Consider the following 20,072-nt stretch of genomic DNA (forward strand, 5'->3'; position numbering starts at 1 on the left):
CAGGGCCTTTATTTATGCGCCACCCTAGTGGGTGGGCTTAACCCTTGGGCGTAGACCTAAGCCGGTTTCCTGAGTGGAACGATGAGTGGATCTCCAGTCTCCGGATCCTCAATGACCCGCGCCCGCAGATCAAAAGCCTCCTGCAGGAGCTCTGCGGTGATGACCTCTGCGGGTGTACCGGAAGCAATGACCTGGCCGTCTTTCATAACCACGAGATAATCGGAGTAGCGCACCGCCAGGTTGAGATCGTGTAGCACCATTACCACCGTTCTGCCTAGTTCCTGGCGCAGGCTATCGACTAGTTCGAGGATGTCCACGGAGGTCGCGAGATCAAGGTACGTCGTCGGCTCATCTAGGAAGAGGATGTCGGTGTTTTGCGCCAACACCATGGAGATCCATACGCGCTGGCGTTGGCCGCCGGAAAGCTCATCCAGCGTGCGGCTAGCAAGATCTGCAGAACCGGTTTGCTTTAGGGCCTCGAATACTGCGTCTTCGTCTGTGGAGGACCACTGGCGGAACCACGCCTGATGTGGGTGCCGCCCGCGGGCCACCAGATCGGAGACCAACAGGCCTTCAGGGGCCACGGGGGATTGGGGCAGCATGCCCAGTATGCGGGCGACGTCCTTGCGCTTCATGTCCGAGATATTCTGGCCATCCACACTCACGGTCCCGGTATCAAGGTTGAGCAGGCCAGACATGGCGCGCAGCAAGGTTGATTTACCGCATCCGTTGGGCCCCACGATGGTGGTGATCTTTCCGGCCGGGAACGTGGCGCTGAGATCGCGGATAATGGTGCGCTGTCCGTAGCCCACCGTGACCGAGGAAGCGACGACGCCACCGGCGGTATTTGGTCGGTCTGCGTTTGGCTGGGGAATGGGGGAGGTCATGCGTCTGTGCTCCTAGTGCGTTGAACGAGTAGGTAGATGAGGAAGATGCCGCCCAGTGCGGAGGTGACAATACCCACCGGAAGTTCCACCGGCAGAACCGCTTGGGTGACGATGTCCGCGCCGAGCAGCAGTACTGCGCCGGTAAGCGCCGACGCCGCAAGCGGGGGACTGGGTACGCCACACAACCGAAGGGCCACCTGGGGCGCTACGAAGGCGATGAAGCCGATGGGCCCGGCAGCGGAGACCGCTACCGCAGCTAGGGCTACGGCCAATGCCAGCATCGCTACCTGCACGGCGTTGACTCGCTGGCCCAGCGCTCTGGCGAGGTCGGGGCCCAGAGTGGTGGCCAGTGCTTGGTAGGCGATCCAGGCCAGCAACGGGGCGCAGACGATCACAAGGACGGCGATGGGGATGGTGGTACTCCACTCCGACCTCGCTAGGGAACCGGTGAGCCAGAACTGTGCCTGGCTTGCATCCCGCAGCTCCGCGCGGACCATGAGGAAATTGATGTAGGAACTCAGCAGCGCGGTAATAATGATGCCCACGAGGACGAGACGGTAGGAATCGGCTTGGCGTCGCCAAGCCAGCGCCCAAATCACCGTGGCGCTGAGAATCGCACCCAGCAATGCGGCCAGGGGAATGCCGATTCCGGCGAGCCAGCCGGCAAACCCACTGCCGCCGGCGCCAAGGACGATGACCGTTACGGCCATGGCGGAGGCACCCGTGGTGATGCCGAGGATATCGGGGCTGGCCAGCGCGTTGCGGGTGACTGTTTGGGTGAGCGCGCCGGACAGCCCCAGCGCGCAGCCGACCGCGATGGCGGTGGCCACGCGGGGCATGCGCCATTCCAAAACCACGAGTTTTTCCACGCGGCTTCCTTCCCCTTGGAAGATCACCTCAAGTACCCGGGGAACGGAGATGGGGTAATCGCCCAGCCCAATGGAAAGGGCACCCAAAAAGACAATGAGCGCTGCGGCGATAACGCATACCAGCACCACCCTCGGGCGCCAGAGGAAGGAGATGGGCCCAGCCCGGAATGGTACCCCGCCCGGCATCTGCCACGAAGCGCTTTGTTTATCTTGTACGGCCTGCGCAGCCTTGTTGCGTCGCATCACAGCGTCATCACCTTCTTCCGGTAAATCAAGGCGATGAAGAACGGTGCACCAACGAAGGCCAAAACGATGCCCACTTGGAGCTCGCCGGGGCGGGCGATGAGGCGGCCTACCACGTCCGCACACAGCAATAGCGCCGCGCCGGCAAGTGCTGAGTACGGCAAAATCCACTTATAATCTGGGCCGGTAAGAGCCCGGACGATATGGGGCACTACCAGGCCAATGAAGCCCAGCGGGCCCGCGGCAGCCGTGGCCGCGCCGGCCAGCAGCGCGATGATGCCCATGCCGCCCAGCCTTGCGGCTGCGGTGTTGATGCCGAGCCCTGCGGCGACGTCGTCGCCTAAGTTCAAGATATTCAGCTGCGGGCCGGTGGCGAACGCCAGGATCAGTCCCACCACTATGAAAGGCAAGATTCCTAGCGCGATGTTCATATCCCGGCCGGCGAGGGAGCCAACGGTCCAAAAGCGCATCCGGTCCAGGTTATTCTCATTGGTGAGAACGAATGCGCTGGTAATAGCGCTTAAGACCGCCGACAGCGCGGCACCGCCTAGCACTAAGGTCAAAGGATCGACCGCTGCCTTGCCCGCGGAGGCCAGGCCAAAGACGAGTGCGGTGGCCGCAATCGCGCCGAGGAACGCTACCACGACGGTGGCCCACGGGGCGGTGATGCCAAACAAAGCGAAGCTGACCACAACGCTGAGCGCCGCGCCGGAACTGACACCCAGGATTCCCGGATCCGCCAGGGGATTGCGGGTGTGGCCTTGGATTAGAGCACCGGCGACTCCCAGTGCTGCCCCCACGATGATGGCCAGGATGGTGCGCGGCAGCCGCAGCTCAGCTACCACGCGTTGGTTGGTGGAAACTTCCTCCTGGCCACCGCGTGCGGCCGGGAGTTCCCGCAGCGCAGTCCACACGTCCTCCGCAGGAATGGAACGGGCGCCATACAGCAAACTGCAGATAGTGCCAACGAGGACCAGCAGGAGCAGCGCCCCTAGACCCAGGAGGCGGGTAGTGCGCACACTCATGGCGTGGCCTCCAATCGCTGCTTCCGCTTGCCGATGCCCCCACGCCCAGCCAATAGTGCCCAGCGAGCACCGGTGCTGCGGAGTGACGCCACGGAAAGTACTGGCTCACAGGTTGCGATGGGATTCCCTAAGTCGCGGGGTGGAGAAAGGTACCTAGCTACTCCCGCTGGGCGGGGAGGGGAGCTTCGCCCGAGGCGTGGCTCAGGCTGTTGCTGGGTGTGATTGTCAATCATGGACAAGCATATTACCGTCTTCATGTAAGGTAAGCCTTCATTTAATTAAAAGACTGTAAAAGTGAAGGGCTGCAAGTCATCGCAACTGGCCCTAGGCGCCCACTATTTAGGTGAAACTCTATGCGGCACCTTTTGTAGTGTCTGTCTCAAAGTTGAGTGTGCTGCATGTGCATCGCATAGGCGGTAGCTGGAAATCTTTTGGTGACCAGCGTAACATTGATTATTTAGGCAAGCCTAAGTTATCTTTTTATCGTGCGAGAATATGTCATTGTCTCCAACGATTGGGGAACTTGGTTGCCCCCCATTTGGGTATAACCAACCAAATATTCTGAACTTTCCCATTTGTGAACGGACTAGGCCTTGCGCTGAGATCTGTCACCAGTAATAACGGAGAAAAATGACATTCAAGAAAATTCTTGTCGGTACTGCTACTGTGCTGGCTCTGGGCACCGCGGTGACGGCGTGTTCGACTGATGACCAGTCCGAGAACTCTGCAGACTCCCAGGCGGTCAACGCCGAGCAAGGCGCATTCCCCACCACCATCGAGCATCGCTATGGTTCCACCGAAATCAAGGAAGCCCCACAGCGCGTGGTCTCCCTAGGCTATACGGATCAGGACGCGCTGCTGGCGCTCGGAATCACGCCGGTTTCCGTGAAGTATTGGGATAGCATGACCCCAGACGGGCAGGCTGCGGGCAACTGGTCTAACGACAAGATCGAGGGGGATACCCCTCGAATCGATAAAGACACAGAGGTCAATGCGGAAGCCATTGCTAAAGACAAACCAGATCTCATCGTGGCCGTGTACTCGGATATTGATGAAAATACATACAAGAAACTCTCCGATATCGCCCCTGTCGTCGTGCAAAAGGGTGAATATAAAGAGCTGCAGCAACCGTGGGACGTGACCACGGAAGAGATTGGACAGGCCGTAGGAAAGCCTAAAGAAGCAAAACGTCAGGTGGAGCAGGTTAAAGCGAAGTTTGCAGACCTAAAGGGCCGTCACCCAGAGTGGGCCGAGAAGGAACTCGGTGTGGCCACCGTCTCTGCCGACAGCCTGGCCGTCTTTGCTGAAGAAGATCCGCGCAGCCGCTTCTTTACCGAGCTGGGGTTCAAGATCAACCCCGCCTACGCGGCAATCACCAAGGATAAATTCTACGGCGAGGTCTCCAAGGAAAACGCTGACCAGGTTGATTCCGACGTACTGGTGTGGGACCAGTTGTCCTACGCTCCGACGCAGGACAAGGCATCTGTTACTGAGGATCCAATCGTGAGCAAGCTACCCGCCGTTAAGGACGGGCACAGTGTCTACTTGGAAGGTGACCTAGAAAAGGCCTTCGGATGGCAGACCGTGCTGAGCTTGGACTACCTGTTGGATAAGATCGAGCAGCCGTTGGCGGACGCCACGAAGTAATAGGAGTCAATCGCTGAACCGCTCCCGCATGAATGTGAGGGGGCGGTTTTCGCTGTGTGGGAAGCCGGTCGCACCGCCGATCCGCTGCCCGGAAGTGCATCGTCAAGCAGCATTTTCTTTGGCCCCCGCACTTTTATAGCTAGGGGAATGGGTCTTGTGCAGGTGTGGGCTTAGGGGTCCTTTAAATAGGAAATATCTATAGGAAAATAGTTTAACAAATCTATTGCAACGTGGCCTAGGTAACGCTAACCTAACTTAAAAGTTGCTTTCGGGTCTACCGGAAAATCCGATGAAAAGAGCTGAAAGGCAACCTCAGGAAACCGACTTTAAGGAAAAGGGATGTCAGTAAAAAGGGGTGCGCGTTCATTTATCGCTGCCGCTATCTGTGCCGGATTGGTTCTGTCAGGCTGCTCGTCGAACGATTCAACCGATGAAGCGGCAACAACCTCCGAAGTTGCAGAGGACGTGACCATTGAGCACGCACGCGGCACGGATACGTATCCGGTCAATCCGCAAAATGTGGTTGCCGTGGGGCCGGCCGTTGATAACCTGCTGGAACTTGGAATTAAACCAGCAGCCGTCGTGCAGAATGCAAAAGACAAGAACTCGCCCTGGCGCGAGGGCAAGCTTGATGGCGTCAAGGTGATCGACCAGACAGATTTCAAAACTCTGCCACAAGAACAAATCGCGGCAATCGAACCCGACTTCATCGTTGGTGACTACTGGACAATTTCCGAGGCTAATTACAAGGAATTGTCTGCAATCGCACCGACTCTCGGCGGAATCTCCGATAAGGGTGAGGGAATTGGCTGGGAATCTCAGCTAGAAGCTTTGGGCAAGATCTTCAATAAGGAATCCGAAGCGAAGAAAGCCATTGAAGAGGATCAGAAGCGTTTCTCCGACGTGAAGGAGAAACTGCCTAACCTCTCCGGTAAAACCGGCATTGTTTCCCAGTTCGCCCAAGGCTCCTTTGGCGCCGTTGCTGACCCTGAGGATCCGGGTGCATCCTTCATCTACGATCTGGGCATGAAGTTCCCGGACAAGCTGACGGACGGATCCGTTCCAGTTGATAAGGGCCGTGTCACGCTTTCTCCGGAAAACGTGTCCTACCTGGCCGCTGATTTCATGGTTATTTATAACCGCACCGGCTCAATCGAAGAGGTTGAAAATATTCCGGGATACAAAGATCTGCCACAGGTGAAATCCGATGCGACTCTCGCTGGCGATGAAGCTGTCGTCGCCGGACTCAACAACCCCACGAGCTTGAGCCGAGCTTGGGTGCTGGATAAGACGATGCCGACGCTGGAAAAAGTTGGAAAGTAGTCAAGGTCCGCACAACCCTGATACCTGCTAGAAGAGGCTCGCTCCGTTGCATCAGGTAGTCATGAACGCCTTCCGATTTATCGGGAGGCGTTCTCTTCAATGGACTGTACCCAAGGCAGTGGTGCGTCCGTTCTTGCCCTTCGAAAACCGAAAACCTGGCCTCACGCTTCCCGCATATTCGCTCATCGGCACAGCACGATGACTGTATTAAAGGTGGGTAGGTGAGCCGGAAAATGCTTGGCGCTGGGAGAGGCGTTCAAGGCGTCAGCACAACTTAATAAGACAATTTAGGCCATCGAATAAAGTGAAATAAAAGCCATCAAAACCGAGAGGGGACTGGTCTCAAAAATGCCAAGGAACAGCCGGAGCAGGGAAATTTATCCAATTTCTTACCGGGAATTGTATGTGGAAAATATCGAAGATATATCGCCAGCCATGCGGCGAATTACGCTCAGCGGGGAGCAACTCCGAGACCACGATCGCGATGGTATTTCCGTTCCTTCGCTGATAAGCCATGGTTTTGACGACGACGTTCGGCTCATCTTCCCGGATCCGGAAACGGGGAAGCGGCCGCACCCAATAGCGCAAAATGATGGCAACTTATTGTGGCCAGAAGCCGTTAAAAACCTATTCCGCACATACACGGTTCGCTACTTTGACGCTGTACGCGGGCGATTAGCCATAGATTTCGCGCGCCATGGTCAGGGCTTGGCCGAAAACTGGTCCCAGAATGCCCGCATCGGTGACCCCATTTTTGTGGCAGGGCCGAAATCGTGTGCACAGTTACCCACGCATACCGATTGGCTTTTCTTGGCAGGAGACGAGACGGCGCTCCCAGCAATCGGCCGCTGCCTCGAGTCGCTCCCGGCTGGGCATGATGCGATTGCGGTGATAGAGGTTCCGACGAGCGCTGATATTCAAGACCTAGACATTCCCGATTCGGTACAGATCCACTGGGCCATACGTGACCGAGGCGAGGACTTCGTAGAAAAGTCGCGTGCGCTTTTTGAGGAGACTTCTCAGTCGGCATTGCCAGGTGGCGAAGCATACGCATGGGCGGCGGGGGAGGCCTCCCGGCTGAAACCGCTGCGGCCTTTGTTTAAGGCTTCCGGAATTTCCCCTGAGCATCGGGAAATCACAGGCTACTGGCGGCGTACCAGCCAAAGCGACGCTAAAGAAAGCGCATCGAACAGCAGCAATAGTGTTTTGCACAATATCCATGATCTGGCTGAGCTGAATTCAGCCTTTGCGCTCCGCACTGCCGTGCGTTTAGGGCTCTTCCAAGAAATCGATGCAGGTGCGAACACGGTCCCTGCTCTTGCTGCTGCGACAGAACTGCACGAGGATGCGCTACGGAGGTTTATCCGTTACCTGGCGGCTCTTCAACTCGTCGAAGTACGCGAGCGTACCCTCGCGTTGACCGCAATGGGAACTGAGTTGGCGGACCCAGATTCCAATGTGGTGCGTTGGTTAAGCGGGCCTGCGCATCTTGAGGCGATGGCGCTGATGCGCCTTGAACACAGCCTTCGTACCGGAGAGTCGGCGCCGCAAGGCGAAAGGGGATTGCCGTGGTCAGAATATCTTGGCCAAGACCCGCACCTGGCAGCCGAACGCTTTGAGCAAAAGAATGTGAGTGCTGGGTGGACTGCTCCTTCCGCGGCAAAGGAACTGCAGCAGTACCTGGATGACACCGCTCGCGTTCTCATCATTGGCCAGGGAGGTGCAGTATATGCGGATGAAATTCTCCGCCGATGCGAACATGCTGAGTGCCGGATTATCACCGATGCGTCCTCGGAAGCGGTGCTACGGGAAATCGCAGGAGCTTCTCGTGAACGATGCGAAACGAGTGGCGGCGAAAGCGGCTTTAATCCCACCGAAGCAGACTATGCGTGGGCGACTGACGTTATTTTCATCGATCCCTGGAGCGTCTTTGGTAGCGAGGCGGTGGCCGCCGAATTAGGCCGCGCGGTTGGTGGGGATAAGTCCCGCCGGGCTTATATCCTTACCGAGGTCCTCGAGGAAGCCGGCGGCGATGAGCATTCCTATGAAGAGGACTTGGTAAGGCTTTCCATGTTCGGCACCAAGGTGCCGACCCAGGACGATGTCAGCGCTGCTACCGCTGATAGCCGCGCTCTTATTTCTTCTGCCACGGCTGTTGGCTGGGGCAAACACCTTTTCGTCCTGGAGGCAGGAGCGGTTTCCTAAAGAGGAACCTCGGTAGGACAAATGCCTCGAGCTTCACCTTTTATTTTCGGACCACGGTCCCGCGTGGGAGGCGGGTAGCCGTTACAGCCATAAGTGTGGTGAACACGGTGAAGTAGGCGAACGTTGTCCAGCCGACCCCGTGGGTGAGGGTCATCAGCACCGTGCAGACGGATACGCCTAGTGCGCTGCCAAGTTGGGTCGCTATGCGGCCCGCAGCGCTGGCATGGACGACTTCATCTTTGGTTAAGCCGTGGTAGGTCGCGGACATCGTGAGCACCGTAAGGGCTCCGATGCCGCCGCCGCGCACAAATAGCGCGCAGCCTTGAAGGATGAGCCAGCCTGCCGCCTGGCCGGTGGGAAAGGCGAAGGGTAGCGTTCCGATAATAGTGGCGCCAATGCACATGTAGACGGTCTTCCGCGTACCCCATCGGGCGATGAATTTTTTCGATGCCGAGCGGCTGAAATAGGCGCCCACGCTTTGTAGGGCCAGCAGAAGTCCCGCATGCAATGCGGTGTAGGCGTAGTTGCTCTGATAGTGCAGTGGAATGAGGAAGAGCCCGCCATAAAATACGGTGCTTGCAATGGCCAGTGTTGCCCATGCTGAGGAAAAGGAGGGGTGGGTAAATAGGCGGACATCGATAAGCGGCGATGGCACCCGGAGCGCATGCAGCACAAAGTAGCCAATCAGCCCCGCGCCGGCGGCGAGGAGAATTCCGCTTGCCCAAGAACTCATGTGACCGATGGTGGTAAAGCCATAGACCTCCGCGAGCAAACCTGGCGCGAGTAAGAGGTATCCCATGCGGTCCAGCTGGGCTGCAGGGTCTGCTGGGGTCCGTTCTAGATAGTGCACGGCAAGGGCAATCGCGGCGATGCCGATGGGGACGTTGATGAGGAAGATGGCGCGCCAGCCGATGGCATCGACAAGCAGCCCGCCCAGTAGTGGGGCAATCGCAGGCGCAATGACCGCTGGTAGACCGATTGCGGTGATGGCGCGTGTGGCCTGGTCCTTTCCGGCATTAGTGACGATGAGGGTCTGCATCACCGCCACCGAGAAGCCCGCCGCGAATCCCTGCAGGATGCGGAAGGCGATGAGCATGTCTATATGCGTAGACATCGCGCACAGGATTGAAGCGACGGTGAAGGTTGCGAGCGCGGTAATCCAGAAATTTTTGGCGCCGAAGCGGCGCGTTGCCCAGCTGCTGAGCGGAATGGCCATAGTAGAGGCCAACCCGTAGCTGGTGATGACCCATTGGGCGAGGACGATAGGTGCGTTGAACGCTTCGCTGATGGAATGAATGGCGACGTTAACGATGCTGATATCTAGCAGCGGCAAAATTGAGCCGAAGACAAGGGCGATGACTACCCGCCTAGTCTGGGGGTCGAGTTTTTCTTCTTCCTGCATGAGGGGTTTCCTTCGAAGTGCGTGCGCAGATGGCGTGGTGAGGTGTGGTCATGATGGAGAGAGTGATGGAGGTATTAGGAGGCGAATGGTCCGTCGTGGGTGAGGGCGGTGAGCATTTCCGCGAATTGTTGTTGCGCGGGCTCCGGCCAGCGGGCGAGGAATTCTTCCAATTGTTGGGTCAGGCGCGAGCGCATCACGGCGACGTTGTCTTCTCCCAGTGGGGTCAGCGACAGTTGTATCCATCGCGCGTCGCGGGGATCGGTAGCGCGCGCGATGAGTCCGGCCTTTTCTAGGGCCGAGGCGTGGCGGGATACCACTGAGCGGTCTAAGCCGATGACTGAGGCGAGCTCTTTCGGAGTGGAGGGTCCACAGCGGTCTAGGCCGCTGAGCACCAAATATGTGGATTCGTTGATTTCTTCACCGAGCCCCTCGGTGAGGTGGGTGTACATACGTCGACGGAGGCTGCGCTGGGAAAGTTGTCCCAGTGCGTCGGCGACTTGTTTGCTTGGAGTGTCCATGCCAGAAGAATACATGCATAGTGCACGCGTGTCTAGGGCACGCGTGTTTATTGCATGCTAATTTTGGCGAGATGATCGCGGTAAAGACCGGAAAGCGTATAAAGCAACCGCGTTTGTCCATTTTTCGGGTCGATTTTTGGTGAAACGCGGTTGTTTTGGACAACGTGGCGCTCCCCCGAGTCTGTTTATGCTGGGCCGGCGTCTCAAACGTGCGAAAAGCGATGCCGATTCTTCCATTCTCGGTTCCCGTGCACGCACCTTAACTTTCTGGAACGCTAGGATAGGAGAAAATAGATCTAGTTAAGGAGTACAAAGCAATGGCTAAAGAAACTGCACGCGCCCTTGGCCACGAAGTAGACGTGGATCGCGAGAAATTTACCTACCTAGCATCCACTGATGCCGAGGGCAACAAGATTGAATCCGGCAAGGCTGCGGGAGCCGGTGTAGCCGGAGCCGCGGCTGGCGGGGCTGCTGCTGCCAGCGCCGCCGCAACGGCAAGCGCAGATGAGCAAAATGATGCTGCGGCGCAGAGCGATTACGAGCCGAAGAATCACGTCGTTACCGGCGCTGAGGAAGAGCACGTTGCTGCAGCGTCCGAGCAACCGGACCTGCAGGAAAAGCTGGATGAGGACAACGCGGACTATGAGCCTTCACAGCACGTGGTGGGCGAGGCTGAAGAAGAACACATCGCTGCCGCACCGGAGCAGCCGGCAGAGGATGCAGCTGATGAAGAGCGCGATGACTTTGATGACCTGAAGGACAAGGTCACCGAGGCCGGCAACGTCGTTGAAGAAGCCATCAACCGCGCCAAGGACTTCGTGGAAGACAAAGCGCAGGAATACCAGGAAGGATCCCGTAAGAAGGGCGGATTCTTTGACCGCGTGAAAGACGTTGTGCGCGAGGCTCGCGATAACCTCGATGAGAAGCGCAAGTAATTAACTACGCCTAGGCCGCTGCTTTTCCCGTAGGGGGAGAGGAAGCGGCCTTTGTGCTGCCACGCTAGTCCAGCGCGTGCAGGTAGAACCGGCGGATGAGGAGGTGGCGGGGGATATCGACAAGCGGGCGCAAGAAGGGCAGGAAGGGCTCGGAGGCGGCATCGATAAGCAGCAGCGTCCGGCCATCGCGCAGGCGCTCTAGGGTGAAGGTTTCCTCGCCGCGCTCGAGGTGTCCGGGCAAGGTGCCGTAGGTAAAGCCGCAGCGGCCATCGCCGGCGAAGGTCTCGACCACGCGGCAGCGGAAATCAAATGGGCCAAGGCCCATGGTGATTTCGGCGCCTTCTTGGACGACCGGGTGGGTAGGTCGCACGCGGAAGAGGCCGCTGCGCTGGATGCCCCAGCGAAAGAGCCGGTGGGCTGCGGTATCGAAATCGGCGTCGATGACCCGGCTCATGTGCAGCTGCGGGAATCCGGCGGTATCGGAATAAGAAAGTGGCTCTGGCATCTCAAGCGCCAGCGTTTATCTGTGGGGAGCTCATGGGGGTAAAGAATAGGGCATCGAAAAGTTTTGGGGACGGATTGATCGCGGGATCACCCCCGAAACCTGAAAGAACGGTAACGGCTTGGAAACAGTCACAGGACTTAGCTGCTTTCACACGCGATCCATGTCAGGATTTAGCTAGCACGATCTTGACAACTGAAAGAAGGTAGTTTGATGCTTCGCATTCCGCACCTAAAGAAAGTCCTGGTGGGCTCGGCTTTCGCTGGTGCGTTTTTCTTGGGTTCCCCGGCAGCAGGAGCCCAAGAATTGCCCCAACCGGATATTGACTCGGCAGGGTTTATCAACCACGTGCGCGAGGGCCTCGCGGGCTTTGGTGTTGAGACCCCAGAGGTGGATAAGCAGGTCACCGATACCGTGGATTCCGCGCTGCAAAACGCCCGCGACACGGTGGCAAGTAACGTCCAGCAGGGGGCTCAGTATGCGGAGCCGGCCACCAACCCGAATCCCTTCGGGCTGCTGGAGCAAGCCACCCAGGTAGAGCAAAAGCCACTGGGTAATAACCCCAACTACCAGTGGAAAAATGATGGTTTTTCCAAGGTAGCTGCGGGCAAGCCCGATGCGGACTTTGTTTTGCACCGCGTGCCGGGCTCCTTGTTCGATGCCCCGCGCATCCCCGAGGAATCCGATGCCGCCATGAACCAGGGCAAGTCCCTCTATGGCCCCGGCACCCCTATCTATGTCAATGGTGAGACGATGTGCACCTTGAGCGTTGCCGGCAATGACGCCGCCGGCCGCAAGGTGGGGCTAACCGCAGGACACTGCGGCAACGAGGGCGATGCGATTACCTCGGCCGATTCTGATCACATTGGCCCGACGGGCACCATCGTGTCCAAGAACGCTGCGTTGGATTACTCGGTGATCGAATTCGGCTCCAACGCTGAGGTCACCCGCACCTACAACGGGGTTACCGTTAACTCCCTAGGCGGGACCGTCAACCCGGGTGAGACCGTGTGCAAGCAAGGCGTTGCCACCGGCAAAACCTGCGGTATGACCTATCAGCAGGCGCAAAGCGTCCAGGTCAACCAGGTCTGCGCCATGATGGGCGATTCCGGCGCGCCGCTGCTTGCCGGTGACCGCCTCATCGGTTCCATCTCCGGCGGCTTCCTGCCGGTGAACTTCCCGTGCCGCACCCCGCTGCAGGGCGCGGTTCACAACCCCACCGCCGCTACCAACATGGATACCGTCCTGGCGGATATGAACCGCCGCGGTGGCGTTGGCGCGGGGTTCAAGCTCCCCGAAGCATAACCGCGAAGCAGGTAGCGCCCCATTCGGCATCGAAAGCCGGACGGGGCACTTTTTTATGCGCAATTTCTATAGCCATATAACGCGCATCCGCCCCGCCAAAGCGGGGGAAAGCGAAGGCTATCCTTGTTCGCGGACAGCGGCCTAAACTAAACTGAGACTTACCTATTGGCCACTTAGGGTTAGTCAATATCTGCTGTGGATGCCCCGTCCGCAGCTAAGTTTGAACCGAGGTTTCCCTATGCACCAAACCCATCCCACCAGAAACCGGTCCCATGCGCGCGGACCAAGCACCCACCGACGCCGTGGTGGAACTATCCGCTGAGTGCCTGCACAACGCGGTCGAGACTCAACCCGCGCTGGCCGTGCGGCTGCGCGAGCTGGGCTTTCGGCCCGGCACCCGCGTGCAGATCGGCCGCACCGTCGCAGGTGGCGCGCGCGTGGTGAGCATGCGCACGGCCCGCTATGCGGTGGATGCGCACACGCTGCGCCAACTCGAAGTCATTCCAGTGGAGGCATAAGCCATGGCACATAACTCCACGGCCCCAGCAAGCTGCCACAGTACCTCTAGTATGCGGATAGCGGCGGAAGGCACGCCGGTGCTTGCGCTGGTGGGGGCGCCCAACTCCGGAAAATCCACCCTCTTTAACGCATTGACCGGCGCAAAGGTCCAGACCGGCAACTGGCCGGGCACCTCCGTCGAGGCCAGCCGCAGGCTCTGGAGTGCGCAGCCAGAGGCCTTCGACATCATCGACCTACCCGGCGCCTATTCCCTAGACCCCATGAGCCCGGATGAAGCCTTTACTAAGCAGATGCTCATTGATTGCCCTGCAGACGAGCGCCCCGATGTCGTCGTGGTCCTCGTGGACGCAACGGCCCCGGCCCGTGGGCTTAACCTGGCCCTGCAAATCGTCGCCGAGCCGTACCGCGTCGTCCTCGGCGTAACCAAAGAGGATATGGCCGAGCCGCAGGGGATTAGCATCGATACTGATGCGCTCTCTCGCGCTACCGGCATGCCAGTAGTCAGCGTCAATGGACGGCGCCGGCGCAACCTCGACGGGCTGGAAACCGCCGTGGCGCAGGCCATGCGCGCCGAGCCCACCGTCATCCGCCCGGATTCCGGCCTGGATCAGCGCTTTGCGGCTCTCGATGCCGCCGAAAAAGCCGCGGTCCACCGCGTGGAGGTGGGTGAGACCCTCACCCAGCGCGTCGACCGCGTGGTGCTGAACCCGGTGGTGGGCCCGCTGCTCTTCCTCGCGGTGATGTGGGCGGTCTTCTTCATCACCACCACGGTGGCAGGGCCCATGCAGGACGGCCTCGAGGACCTTATTACCGGTCCGGTCTCGGACGCGGCCCGCGCCGGGCTGGAAGCCATTGGCCTCGACCATTGGCTGATTGCGGGCTTGCTTGTTGATGGCCTCATTGGCGGCGTCGGCATGGTCCTGACCTTCGCCCCGCTGCTGGCGCTGATGTTCTTGTGCCTCGCGGTGCTGGAGGATTCCGGCTACATGGCGCGCGCCGCGGTGGTCACCGATAGGGTGATGCGCTCGATTGGCCTGCCCGGCAAGGCCTTTATCCCCATCGTGGTGGGCTATGGCTGCAACGTGCCAGCGATTTCGGCCACGCGCGTGCTTGGCGATGTCCGCCACCGCATCCTTACCTGCCTGCTCATCCCGTTTACCTCGTGCTCGGCGCGCCTTATCGTCTTTATGATGCTGGCGCAGGTCTTTTTCCCAGATCACGCCGGATCGGCCGTCTTTGGCATGTATGTCTTATCCATCGCCTTGGTGGTCGCCGTGGGCCTGGCTCTGCGCAAAACGGTCTGGCGCGCCATGCCGTCCGAGGCGCTCGTTATTGACCTGCCGTCGTATCAGCTGCCCACGTTCAAGCTATCGCTTTCGGTCATGTGGGTGCGCCTGAAGGGGTTCTTACACACCGCAGGCGGCATCATCGTGGCCACGGTGGTGGTCATTTGGCTGCTCATGTCCATCCCAGTTACCGGTGGTCATCCCTTTGACGAGGAAGCCGTCCCGCCGGAGGACTCGGCGTATGGCGCGGTTTCAAAGGCGATATCCCGGCCTTCGCGCCGGCTGGCTTCGATTCGTGGTCGCTCACCGGCCCGCTGGTGACCGGCTTCGTGGCGAAGGAAACGCTCATTTCCACCTGGGCGCAGACCTACGCCGTCGATGACGTCACGGATGCGGATCCTGAGGAACAGGCCGAGTCTTCGCTGGCCGATCACATCCGCAGCGACTTCGACGCCGCCTCCGGCGGGCACGGCCTGGCCGCGGTGTGGGCGTATATGGTCTTCCTCTTGGCCTATACCCCGTGCGTGGCTACGGTGGCCGCGCAGCGGCGCGAAATCGGCTGGAAGTGGACGCTCATCGGCTTTGTACTGCAGCTCGTCACGGCTTGGGTCTTGGCCGTCGGCGTCTTCCAGGTGCTGAGGTTATTCCTATGAGCCCTACAGACAAGGTAAAAGAAGCGATCCGCGGCGGTCACTCCACCCCCGCGGACATCGCCCGGGCAACGGGATTAGGGCAGGGGACGGTGGAGGTTATCCTCGCCCACCTGGAACACAGCGCGCAGCTCGTGCGCGAATCGCTGTCCTCTTGCCCCACGGGCGGCTGCGGAAGCTGCTCGCACAGCGATGGCTGCTCGGGCGCCGAGGACGGGCGCCGAGAACCGGTCCTATTGAAGCTTTCGGCCCGACCCTAATCCTGCAGCATCTGCAGCGCGGCCTTGTGCAGGCGGCCATTGGAGGCAATGGCCGATCCGCCGTGCGGCCCGGGATTGCCGGATAGATCCGTAAACGTACCGCCGGCCTCGGTCACGAGCAGGGACGGGGCGGCGAGATCCCAGAGGGAGACCTCCGGCTCGGTGGCGATATCGACGGCACCCTCTGCCACGAGGCAATAAGACCAGAAATCGCCGTAGCCGCGCAGACGCCATGTCTTATCCGTCAAGTTGAGGAACTTATCGCGCAACCCGCGCTCGGACCAGCCGGTCAGCGAGCTCATGGCCAGGGATGCGTGCCCAAGCTTTTCGATCTGGGAGACGTGCAGGCGCTTCGGCTCGCCGCCAAAGACGCGGTAGGCACCGGCGCCTTTCGCCGCGTACCAGCGACGGCGCAGGGCAGGCGCGGAGACCACGGAGACGACCGGTTCGCCGTCCTCAAGCAGGGAAATAAGCGTGGCCCATACCGGCACGCCGCGCACGAAGTTCTTCGTACCATCGATGGGATCGATAACCCACTGGCGGCCTTCGTAGCAGGCCTGACCACCAAACTCTTCGCCCAAAACCTCATCGCGCGGGCGGGAACGCTTCAGCGAATCGCGGATGTGCTTCTCGCAGTTCAGATCCGCATCCGAAACCGGGGTCAGGTCCGGCTTTTCCTTGACGGAAAGGTCGGTGGCCTCAAAGCGATGCATCGTGACCACATCGGCGTGACCGGCTAACTCGAGAGCGAGACCTAAGTCTTCTTTGAATTTACCCACGGAGCCATTCCTCCATTTGTTGAACTACCTGTTTATTTCCGGCCAAGCACCACTCGACGCCACCGGCTTCTACCTTGCGGGCGGCACCACCGGCGGCCTCAATGAGAGCCTTGCCGGGGAACCAATCCCAATCCGCTACCGAATGCTGCATCCATGCGCCCCACGTGCCTTCTGCCACGGAGGCCAAGTCCACCGAACCGGCACCAAGCATACGGACTGTAGCAAAGTTTTCGGTCACCCGCTGCCACGCAGCACGAATTTCCGGATCCGCTAGCGATGTGGGGTGTAGGTAAGACGAGAGCGAGATTTCTCCCGCCGGCTTATCCTCCAGCGTGGACACGTCCTTACCATCCAGCGAAGTGGGGTAGTCGCGCCCGCCGAACCAGGTATAGCCCATGGCGGGGCGGTGGACGGCGCCGAGGGCGACCCCGGAGGCATCGGTAAGCGCGAGCGCCGAGCACCAATAATCCGAGCCAGAGGTGAAATTGTAGGTGCCATCGACCGGATCGATGACCCAGTTGCGCCCGGATTGGGACTCGCGGGCAGTGCCTTCCTCACCCACGAGGCCGTCCTCGGGGCGCACGGCCTCTAGCACGCCTGCGACGAAGCGCTCGGCGGCGCGGTCCGCATCCGTGACCACATCAGAAATAGAGGTTTTCTGCTCAACCGAGACGCCCATCTCGCGCAAGCGCCAAGCCAAGCGTCCGGCGTTATACACAAGCGCCTGCGCCAAATGGGCATCCCCATCGTCTGCATGCGCGACAATAAACGTTTTGATGACCGCATCGATCATCTCCTGCAAGCTTGGCTTTTGATCCATGCACACCATTGTCACCCGAAATCCAACCAATGGCTAATTCTGTGGGGTAGGTGGGTAAGATTGGGGCCTATGCGTCCCGAAGTAATTACACGGCTCAAGCAATTGGACACCACCCTGACCACCATTGAAAAGGTCATGGACCCGGAAGCCTTGGCTGCGCGCATTCGGGAATTGGAAGCCCAAGCTGGGGATCCCTCGCTGTGGGATGACCCCGAACATGCACAGAAGATCACCTCTGAACTTTCTTCCGCGCAAGCAAAGGTCCGGAAACTGGAGTCATTGCGCGGGCGCTTAGATGATATGCCGGTGATGTACGAGCTCGCGGAGGAAGAAGGCACCGCCTCTATTGCAGATGAAGACCTTGCTGAGCTGGAAAGCGCCATCGAATCCCTCGAGGTAACAACCATGCTCTCTGGGGAATATGACCCGCGCGAGGCCGTGATCAATATCCGTTCCGGTGCCGGCGGGGTAGATGCGGCCGATTGGGCGGAAATGCTTATGCGCATGTACACCCGCTGGGCGGGAAAGCACGACCACAAGGTGGATATTTACGATATTTCCTATGCCGAGGAAGCAGGCATTAAATCCGCCACCTTCGTGGTGCATGGGGAATACATGTACGGCCAGCTTTCCGTGGAACAGGGCGCGCACCGCCTCGTGCGCCTTTCGCCCTTTGACAATCAGGGCCGGCGACAAACCTCCTTTGCAGAGGTCGAGGTCCTTCCTGTAGTGGAGCAAACGGACCACATTGACGTGCCAGATAATGAGGTGCGCGTGGATGTGTACCGTTCCTCCGGGCCTGGTGGACAATCGGTCAACACCACCGATTCCGCGGTGCGCCTGACCCATATCCCCACCGGCATCGTGGTCACCTGTCAGAACGAGAAGTCACAGATCCAAAATAAGGCTTCTGCCATGCGGGTTTTGCAGGCAAAGCTGTTGGAGCGCAAGCGCCAGGAAGAGCGGGCGGAGCTCGACGCGCTCGGCGCCGGCGGCAATGCCTCTTGGGGCAACCAGATGCGCTCATATGTTTTGCACCCGTACCAAATGGTCAAAGACCTGCGTACCAATTTTGAAATGGGCGATCCCTCCAAGGTGCTCGATGGGGATATCGACGGATTCTTGGAAGCCGGAATCCGGTGGCGCATGCAACAAGAGCGCGGCGAGGATTAACCTCAACCGCGCTCTGCAGACTTAAGCTGGGTAGTGCATTGGTGCGCCCGGTCCGAGCGGGATGCCCAGCAGGTACCACACGATAAAGAAGAGGAACCAGCCGACGATCATGGCGATGGAATACGGCAGCGCCAGCGACATCAGCGTGCCGACACCCGCCGGCTTGTAGTACCGCTGCAGGAAGGTCAGCGCGAGGGCGAAGTACGGCGACATCGGGGTGATGATATTTGTCGGTGAGTCACCGATACGGAAGAGCATCTGGGAGACCTCAGGGGAAATTCCCACATACATCATCATCGGGACGATCACCGGCGCCATCAGGGCCCATTGTGCGGAACCTGAGGTAATGAACAGGTTGAGGATTGCCACCATGGCCACGAGCGCGGCGAACATCAAAATAGGCGGCAGCGACCATGCTTGCAGCAGCTCAGAGCCCTTAATTGCGGTCCAAACGCCGAGGTTTGACCACTGGAACCACGCCAGGAACTGGGCCACGGCGAAAAAGAGCACCAGCATGGGAACCAAGGTTTTAATGCCCTTGGCCATAAAATCTGGCACGTCGGAAGCAGACTTCAGCGTGCCGGCATAGATGCCGTAGACGATGCCGCAGACCAAGAATGCCAGGGCAATAGGAACCGCAATCGCGCTAATTAGCGGCGATTCCATGAAGCTATCTTCCTGGCTGGCCAGCGGGGAGCCGGGGATAAAGAGCAGGGCGAAAAATCCCGCGAGGAAGATTAGCAGCGCGATGCCAGAGGCAGCCAAGCCCTTTTGCTCCTCCGGCTTTACCCGCAGCTCGTCTTCTTCTTCCTCGAAATCAACGTCGTTTTCTTCCTCGTCCGCCTCGTTATCAGCGGCGCCGGCGGCCTGGGAGAAGGAGACTTCCTCGTAATTGATCTTGTCGTGGTTGACCAGGTCGCGGGCCTTTTTCACCATGAACCATTCCGTGACGGCGGTAATGATAAGCGATAGCACGATGGCGGATGGGATGACGAAAAAGATATTGGCCAGCGGGCTGACCTCATAAGCCTCATCCACAAACTGTGCGGCAGGAGTGGAAATACCGGCCAGCAGGAGGTCAGTGATGTTGAGGATCAGCGAGGCGTTGAAGCCCGCCGAGGATGCCGCAAAGGCCACCATGGCACCCACGATGGGGGAGCGGCCCACCGAGTGGAAGGCCATCGCGCCCAGCGGGATGAGGATGACATAAATGGCATCCGAAGCCACGGAACCGGTCACGCCGGCCAGGGCGACGATGAAGGTAAGGAACTTCGGGCTGACCTTGGTCACCATGGCGCGCACGAGCGCGGACAAGAGCCCAGACTGCTCGGCCACGGCCACACCCAGCATCACGGCGAGGATGACGCCCAGTGGCGGGAAGCTCGTGAAGTTCTCCACCGCGTCCGTGACCATGCGCGAGATATTCTCGGTGGTCAGGAGGGATTCAACCTCGATGGTATCGCCGGATTTAGGATCCTCGGCGCTCATGCCAATTAAGTGGCCAATCCATGAGGTAATGGCGACGATGATCGCGAGGATGACGAAGAGCCAGAAAGGATCGGGGAGTTTATTGCCAATCTTTTCTACGGTGCCTAAAAAGCCGCTTGCTTTCTCCGGTTTTTCTTTGGTTTTAGTCTCGGCCATAGTATCGGCACTTTCTGTCGATCGGGTCGGGCATCATTGCGTACCAGATTTTGTGTTCTAGACTACACTACTAAATAGCG

Annotated in this window: 17 protein-coding genes and 1 pseudogene; 9 read left to right on the plus strand and 9 right to left on the minus strand. The window is 59.2% G+C overall.

Going from position 1 to position 20,072, the window contains the following annotated elements:
- Positions 1-56 precede the first annotated feature (56 nt).
- From HMPREF1267_RS03850 to HMPREF1267_RS03860, 3 genes are read right to left on the minus strand one after another with little or no spacing between them, the layout of a single operon-like run.
- The gene (locus HMPREF1267_RS03850; RefSeq protein WP_005277575.1) at positions 57-887 is read right to left on the minus strand and encodes an ABC transporter ATP-binding protein; all 831 of its coding nucleotides are present in this window, start codon (positions 885-887) and stop codon (positions 57-59) included.
- The gene (locus HMPREF1267_RS03855) at positions 884-1,999 is read right to left on the minus strand and encodes an iron chelate uptake ABC transporter family permease subunit (RefSeq protein WP_023028454.1); all 1,116 of its coding nucleotides are present in this window, start codon (positions 1,997-1,999) and stop codon (positions 884-886) included. The genes HMPREF1267_RS03850 and HMPREF1267_RS03855 overlap by 4 nt, the downstream gene beginning before the upstream one ends.
- Positions 1,999-3,024, minus strand: coding sequence for an iron ABC transporter permease (locus tag HMPREF1267_RS03860; RefSeq protein ID WP_023028455.1), 1,026 nt, complete (start codon positions 3,022-3,024; stop codon positions 1,999-2,001). The genes HMPREF1267_RS03855 and HMPREF1267_RS03860 overlap by 1 nt, the downstream gene beginning before the upstream one ends.
- 630 nt (positions 3,025-3,654) lie before the next feature.
- On the opposite strand from HMPREF1267_RS03860, the gene HMPREF1267_RS03865 reads away from it, so the two are divergent.
- The 3 genes from HMPREF1267_RS03865 (at position 3,655) to HMPREF1267_RS03875 (ending at position 8,199) form a co-directional block, all read left to right on the plus strand.
- Entirely contained in the window at positions 3,655-4,671 is a 1,017-nt protein-coding gene (locus tag HMPREF1267_RS03865; protein ID WP_023028456.1) for an iron-siderophore ABC transporter substrate-binding protein, read from the plus strand.
- Positions 4,672-5,010: 339 nt separating this feature from the next.
- On the plus strand, positions 5,011-5,994 hold the full coding sequence (locus HMPREF1267_RS03870) for an ABC transporter substrate-binding protein (protein ID WP_005277584.1): 984 nt from the start codon (positions 5,011-5,013) through the stop codon (positions 5,992-5,994).
- A gap of 348 nt (positions 5,995-6,342) precedes the next feature.
- Complete coding sequence (locus HMPREF1267_RS03875) at positions 6,343-8,199, plus strand: siderophore-interacting protein (protein ID WP_023028457.1); 1,857 nt, start codon at positions 6,343-6,345, stop codon at positions 8,197-8,199.
- Between the two features lie 40 nt (positions 8,200-8,239).
- On the opposite strand, the gene HMPREF1267_RS03880 is transcribed toward HMPREF1267_RS03875, so the two are convergent.
- Together HMPREF1267_RS03880 and HMPREF1267_RS03885 are read right to left on the minus strand one after the other, a co-directional pair.
- Positions 8,240-9,601 (minus strand): DHA2 family efflux MFS transporter permease subunit, encoded by a 1,362-nt coding sequence (locus HMPREF1267_RS03880; RefSeq protein WP_023028458.1) that lies wholly within the window; start codon positions 9,599-9,601, stop codon positions 8,240-8,242.
- 74 nt (positions 9,602-9,675) lie between these two features.
- Positions 9,676-10,119, minus strand: a complete 444-nt coding sequence (locus HMPREF1267_RS03885) for a MarR family winged helix-turn-helix transcriptional regulator (protein WP_034667011.1) — start codon at positions 10,117-10,119, stop codon at positions 9,676-9,678.
- Positions 10,120-10,436: 317 nt separating this feature from the next.
- Here HMPREF1267_RS03885 and HMPREF1267_RS03890 point away from each other — a divergent pair, with 317 nt between their 5' ends.
- Entirely contained in the window at positions 10,437-11,054 is a 618-nt protein-coding gene (locus HMPREF1267_RS03890) for a hypothetical protein (protein ID WP_023028460.1), read from the plus strand.
- 64 nt (positions 11,055-11,118) lie between these two features.
- Here HMPREF1267_RS03890 and HMPREF1267_RS03895 read toward each other — a convergent pair whose 3' ends face one another.
- Complete coding sequence (locus HMPREF1267_RS03895) at positions 11,119-11,559, minus strand: DUF1990 family protein (protein ID WP_023028461.1); 441 nt, start codon at positions 11,557-11,559, stop codon at positions 11,119-11,121.
- 210 nt (positions 11,560-11,769) lie between these two features.
- On the opposite strand from HMPREF1267_RS03895, the gene HMPREF1267_RS03900 reads away from it, so the two are divergent.
- The 4 genes and pseudogenes from HMPREF1267_RS03900 to HMPREF1267_RS03915 all read left to right on the plus strand — a co-directional run bounded on the left by HMPREF1267_RS03900 (position 11,770) and on the right by HMPREF1267_RS03915 (position 15,576).
- On the plus strand, positions 11,770-12,861 hold the full coding sequence (locus HMPREF1267_RS03900) for a S1 family peptidase (protein ID WP_005277594.1): 1,092 nt from the start codon (positions 11,770-11,772) through the stop codon (positions 12,859-12,861).
- A gap of 272 nt (positions 12,862-13,133) precedes the next feature.
- Positions 13,134-13,379 carry a FeoA domain-containing protein gene (locus HMPREF1267_RS03905; protein ID WP_023028462.1) on the plus strand — a complete coding sequence of 82 codons (246 nt, stop codon included), beginning with the start codon at positions 13,134-13,136 and terminating at the stop codon, positions 13,377-13,379.
- 3 nt (positions 13,380-13,382) lie between these two features.
- Positions 13,383-15,319 (plus strand): annotated as a pseudogene (gene feoB / locus HMPREF1267_RS03910) (ferrous iron transport protein B).
- Positions 15,316-15,576 carry a hypothetical protein gene (locus HMPREF1267_RS03915; protein ID WP_023028465.1) on the plus strand — a complete coding sequence of 87 codons (261 nt, stop codon included), beginning with the start codon at positions 15,316-15,318 and terminating at the stop codon, positions 15,574-15,576. Before feoB ends, HMPREF1267_RS03915 begins: the two are co-directional and overlap by 4 nt.
- Here HMPREF1267_RS03915 and hisN read toward each other — a convergent pair.
- Positions 15,573-16,355 (minus strand): histidinol-phosphatase, encoded by a 783-nt coding sequence (gene hisN / locus HMPREF1267_RS03920; RefSeq protein WP_023016942.1) that lies wholly within the window; start codon positions 16,353-16,355, stop codon positions 15,573-15,575. The genes HMPREF1267_RS03915 and hisN overlap by 4 nt on opposite strands.
- Positions 16,348-17,184: an inositol monophosphatase family protein gene (locus tag HMPREF1267_RS03925; RefSeq protein WP_023028466.1), complete on the minus strand. Its 837-nt coding sequence runs from the start codon at positions 17,182-17,184 to the stop codon at positions 16,348-16,350. Before HMPREF1267_RS03925 ends, hisN begins: the two co-directional genes overlap by 8 nt.
- 60 nt (positions 17,185-17,244) lie before the next feature.
- Here HMPREF1267_RS03925 and prfB point away from each other — a divergent pair, with 60 nt between their 5' ends.
- Positions 17,245-18,348, plus strand: coding sequence for a peptide chain release factor 2 (gene prfB / locus HMPREF1267_RS03930; RefSeq protein WP_023028467.1), 1,104 nt, complete (start codon positions 17,245-17,247; stop codon positions 18,346-18,348).
- A 21-nt stretch (positions 18,349-18,369) separates the two neighbouring features.
- Here prfB and HMPREF1267_RS03935 read toward each other — a convergent pair whose 3' ends face one another.
- A complete protein-coding gene (locus HMPREF1267_RS03935) occupies positions 18,370-19,992 on the minus strand; it encodes an AbgT family transporter (protein WP_023028468.1) in 1,623 nt (540 codons plus the stop codon).
- Positions 19,993-20,072 lie beyond the last annotated feature (80 nt).

It is taken from the genome of Corynebacterium sp. KPL1824 (genome assembly GCF_000478095.1).
GTDB lineage: Bacteria > Actinomycetota > Actinomycetes > Mycobacteriales > Mycobacteriaceae > Corynebacterium > Corynebacterium accolens.

What these genes read in the sequence shown, in the direction of transcription:
- HMPREF1267_RS03850 (WP_005277575.1), bottom strand. Translation starts at nt 887, where the DNA reads ATGACCTCCCCCATTCCCCAGCCAAACGCAGACCGACCAAATACCGCC.
- HMPREF1267_RS03855 (WP_023028454.1), bottom strand. Translation starts at nt 1,999, where the DNA reads ATGCGACGCAACAAGGCTGCGCAGGCCGTACAAGATAAACAAAGCGCT.
- HMPREF1267_RS03925 (WP_023028466.1), bottom strand. Translation starts at nt 17,184, where the DNA reads ATGGTGTGCATGGATCAAAAGCCAAGCTTGCAGGAGATGATCGATGCG.
- HMPREF1267_RS03890 (WP_023028460.1), top strand. Translation starts at nt 10,437, where the DNA reads ATGGCTAAAGAAACTGCACGCGCCCTTGGCCACGAAGTAGACGTGGAT.
- HMPREF1267_RS03895 (WP_023028461.1), bottom strand. Translation starts at nt 11,559, where the DNA reads ATGCCAGAGCCACTTTCTTATTCCGATACCGCCGGATTCCCGCAGCTG.
- prfB (WP_023028467.1), top strand. Translation starts at nt 17,245, where the DNA reads ATGCGTCCCGAAGTAATTACACGGCTCAAGCAATTGGACACCACCCTG.
- HMPREF1267_RS03905 (WP_023028462.1), top strand. Translation starts at nt 13,134, where the DNA reads ATGCGCGCGGACCAAGCACCCACCGACGCCGTGGTGGAACTATCCGCT.
- HMPREF1267_RS03860 (WP_023028455.1), bottom strand. Translation starts at nt 3,024, where the DNA reads ATGAGTGTGCGCACTACCCGCCTCCTGGGTCTAGGGGCGCTGCTCCTG.
- HMPREF1267_RS03885 (WP_034667011.1), bottom strand. Translation starts at nt 10,119, where the DNA reads ATGGACACTCCAAGCAAACAAGTCGCCGACGCACTGGGACAACTTTCC.
- HMPREF1267_RS03900 (WP_005277594.1), top strand. Translation starts at nt 11,770, where the DNA reads ATGCTTCGCATTCCGCACCTAAAGAAAGTCCTGGTGGGCTCGGCTTTC.
- HMPREF1267_RS03915 (WP_023028465.1), top strand. Translation starts at nt 15,316, where the DNA reads ATGAGCCCTACAGACAAGGTAAAAGAAGCGATCCGCGGCGGTCACTCC.
- HMPREF1267_RS03880 (WP_023028458.1), bottom strand. Translation starts at nt 9,601, where the DNA reads ATGCAGGAAGAAGAAAAACTCGACCCCCAGACTAGGCGGGTAGTCATC.
- HMPREF1267_RS03865 (WP_023028456.1), top strand. Translation starts at nt 3,655, where the DNA reads ATGACATTCAAGAAAATTCTTGTCGGTACTGCTACTGTGCTGGCTCTG.
- HMPREF1267_RS03875 (WP_023028457.1), top strand. Translation starts at nt 6,343, where the DNA reads ATGCCAAGGAACAGCCGGAGCAGGGAAATTTATCCAATTTCTTACCGG.
- HMPREF1267_RS03935 (WP_023028468.1), bottom strand. Translation starts at nt 19,992, where the DNA reads ATGGCCGAGACTAAAACCAAAGAAAAACCGGAGAAAGCAAGCGGCTTT.
- HMPREF1267_RS03870 (WP_005277584.1), top strand. Translation starts at nt 5,011, where the DNA reads ATGTCAGTAAAAAGGGGTGCGCGTTCATTTATCGCTGCCGCTATCTGT.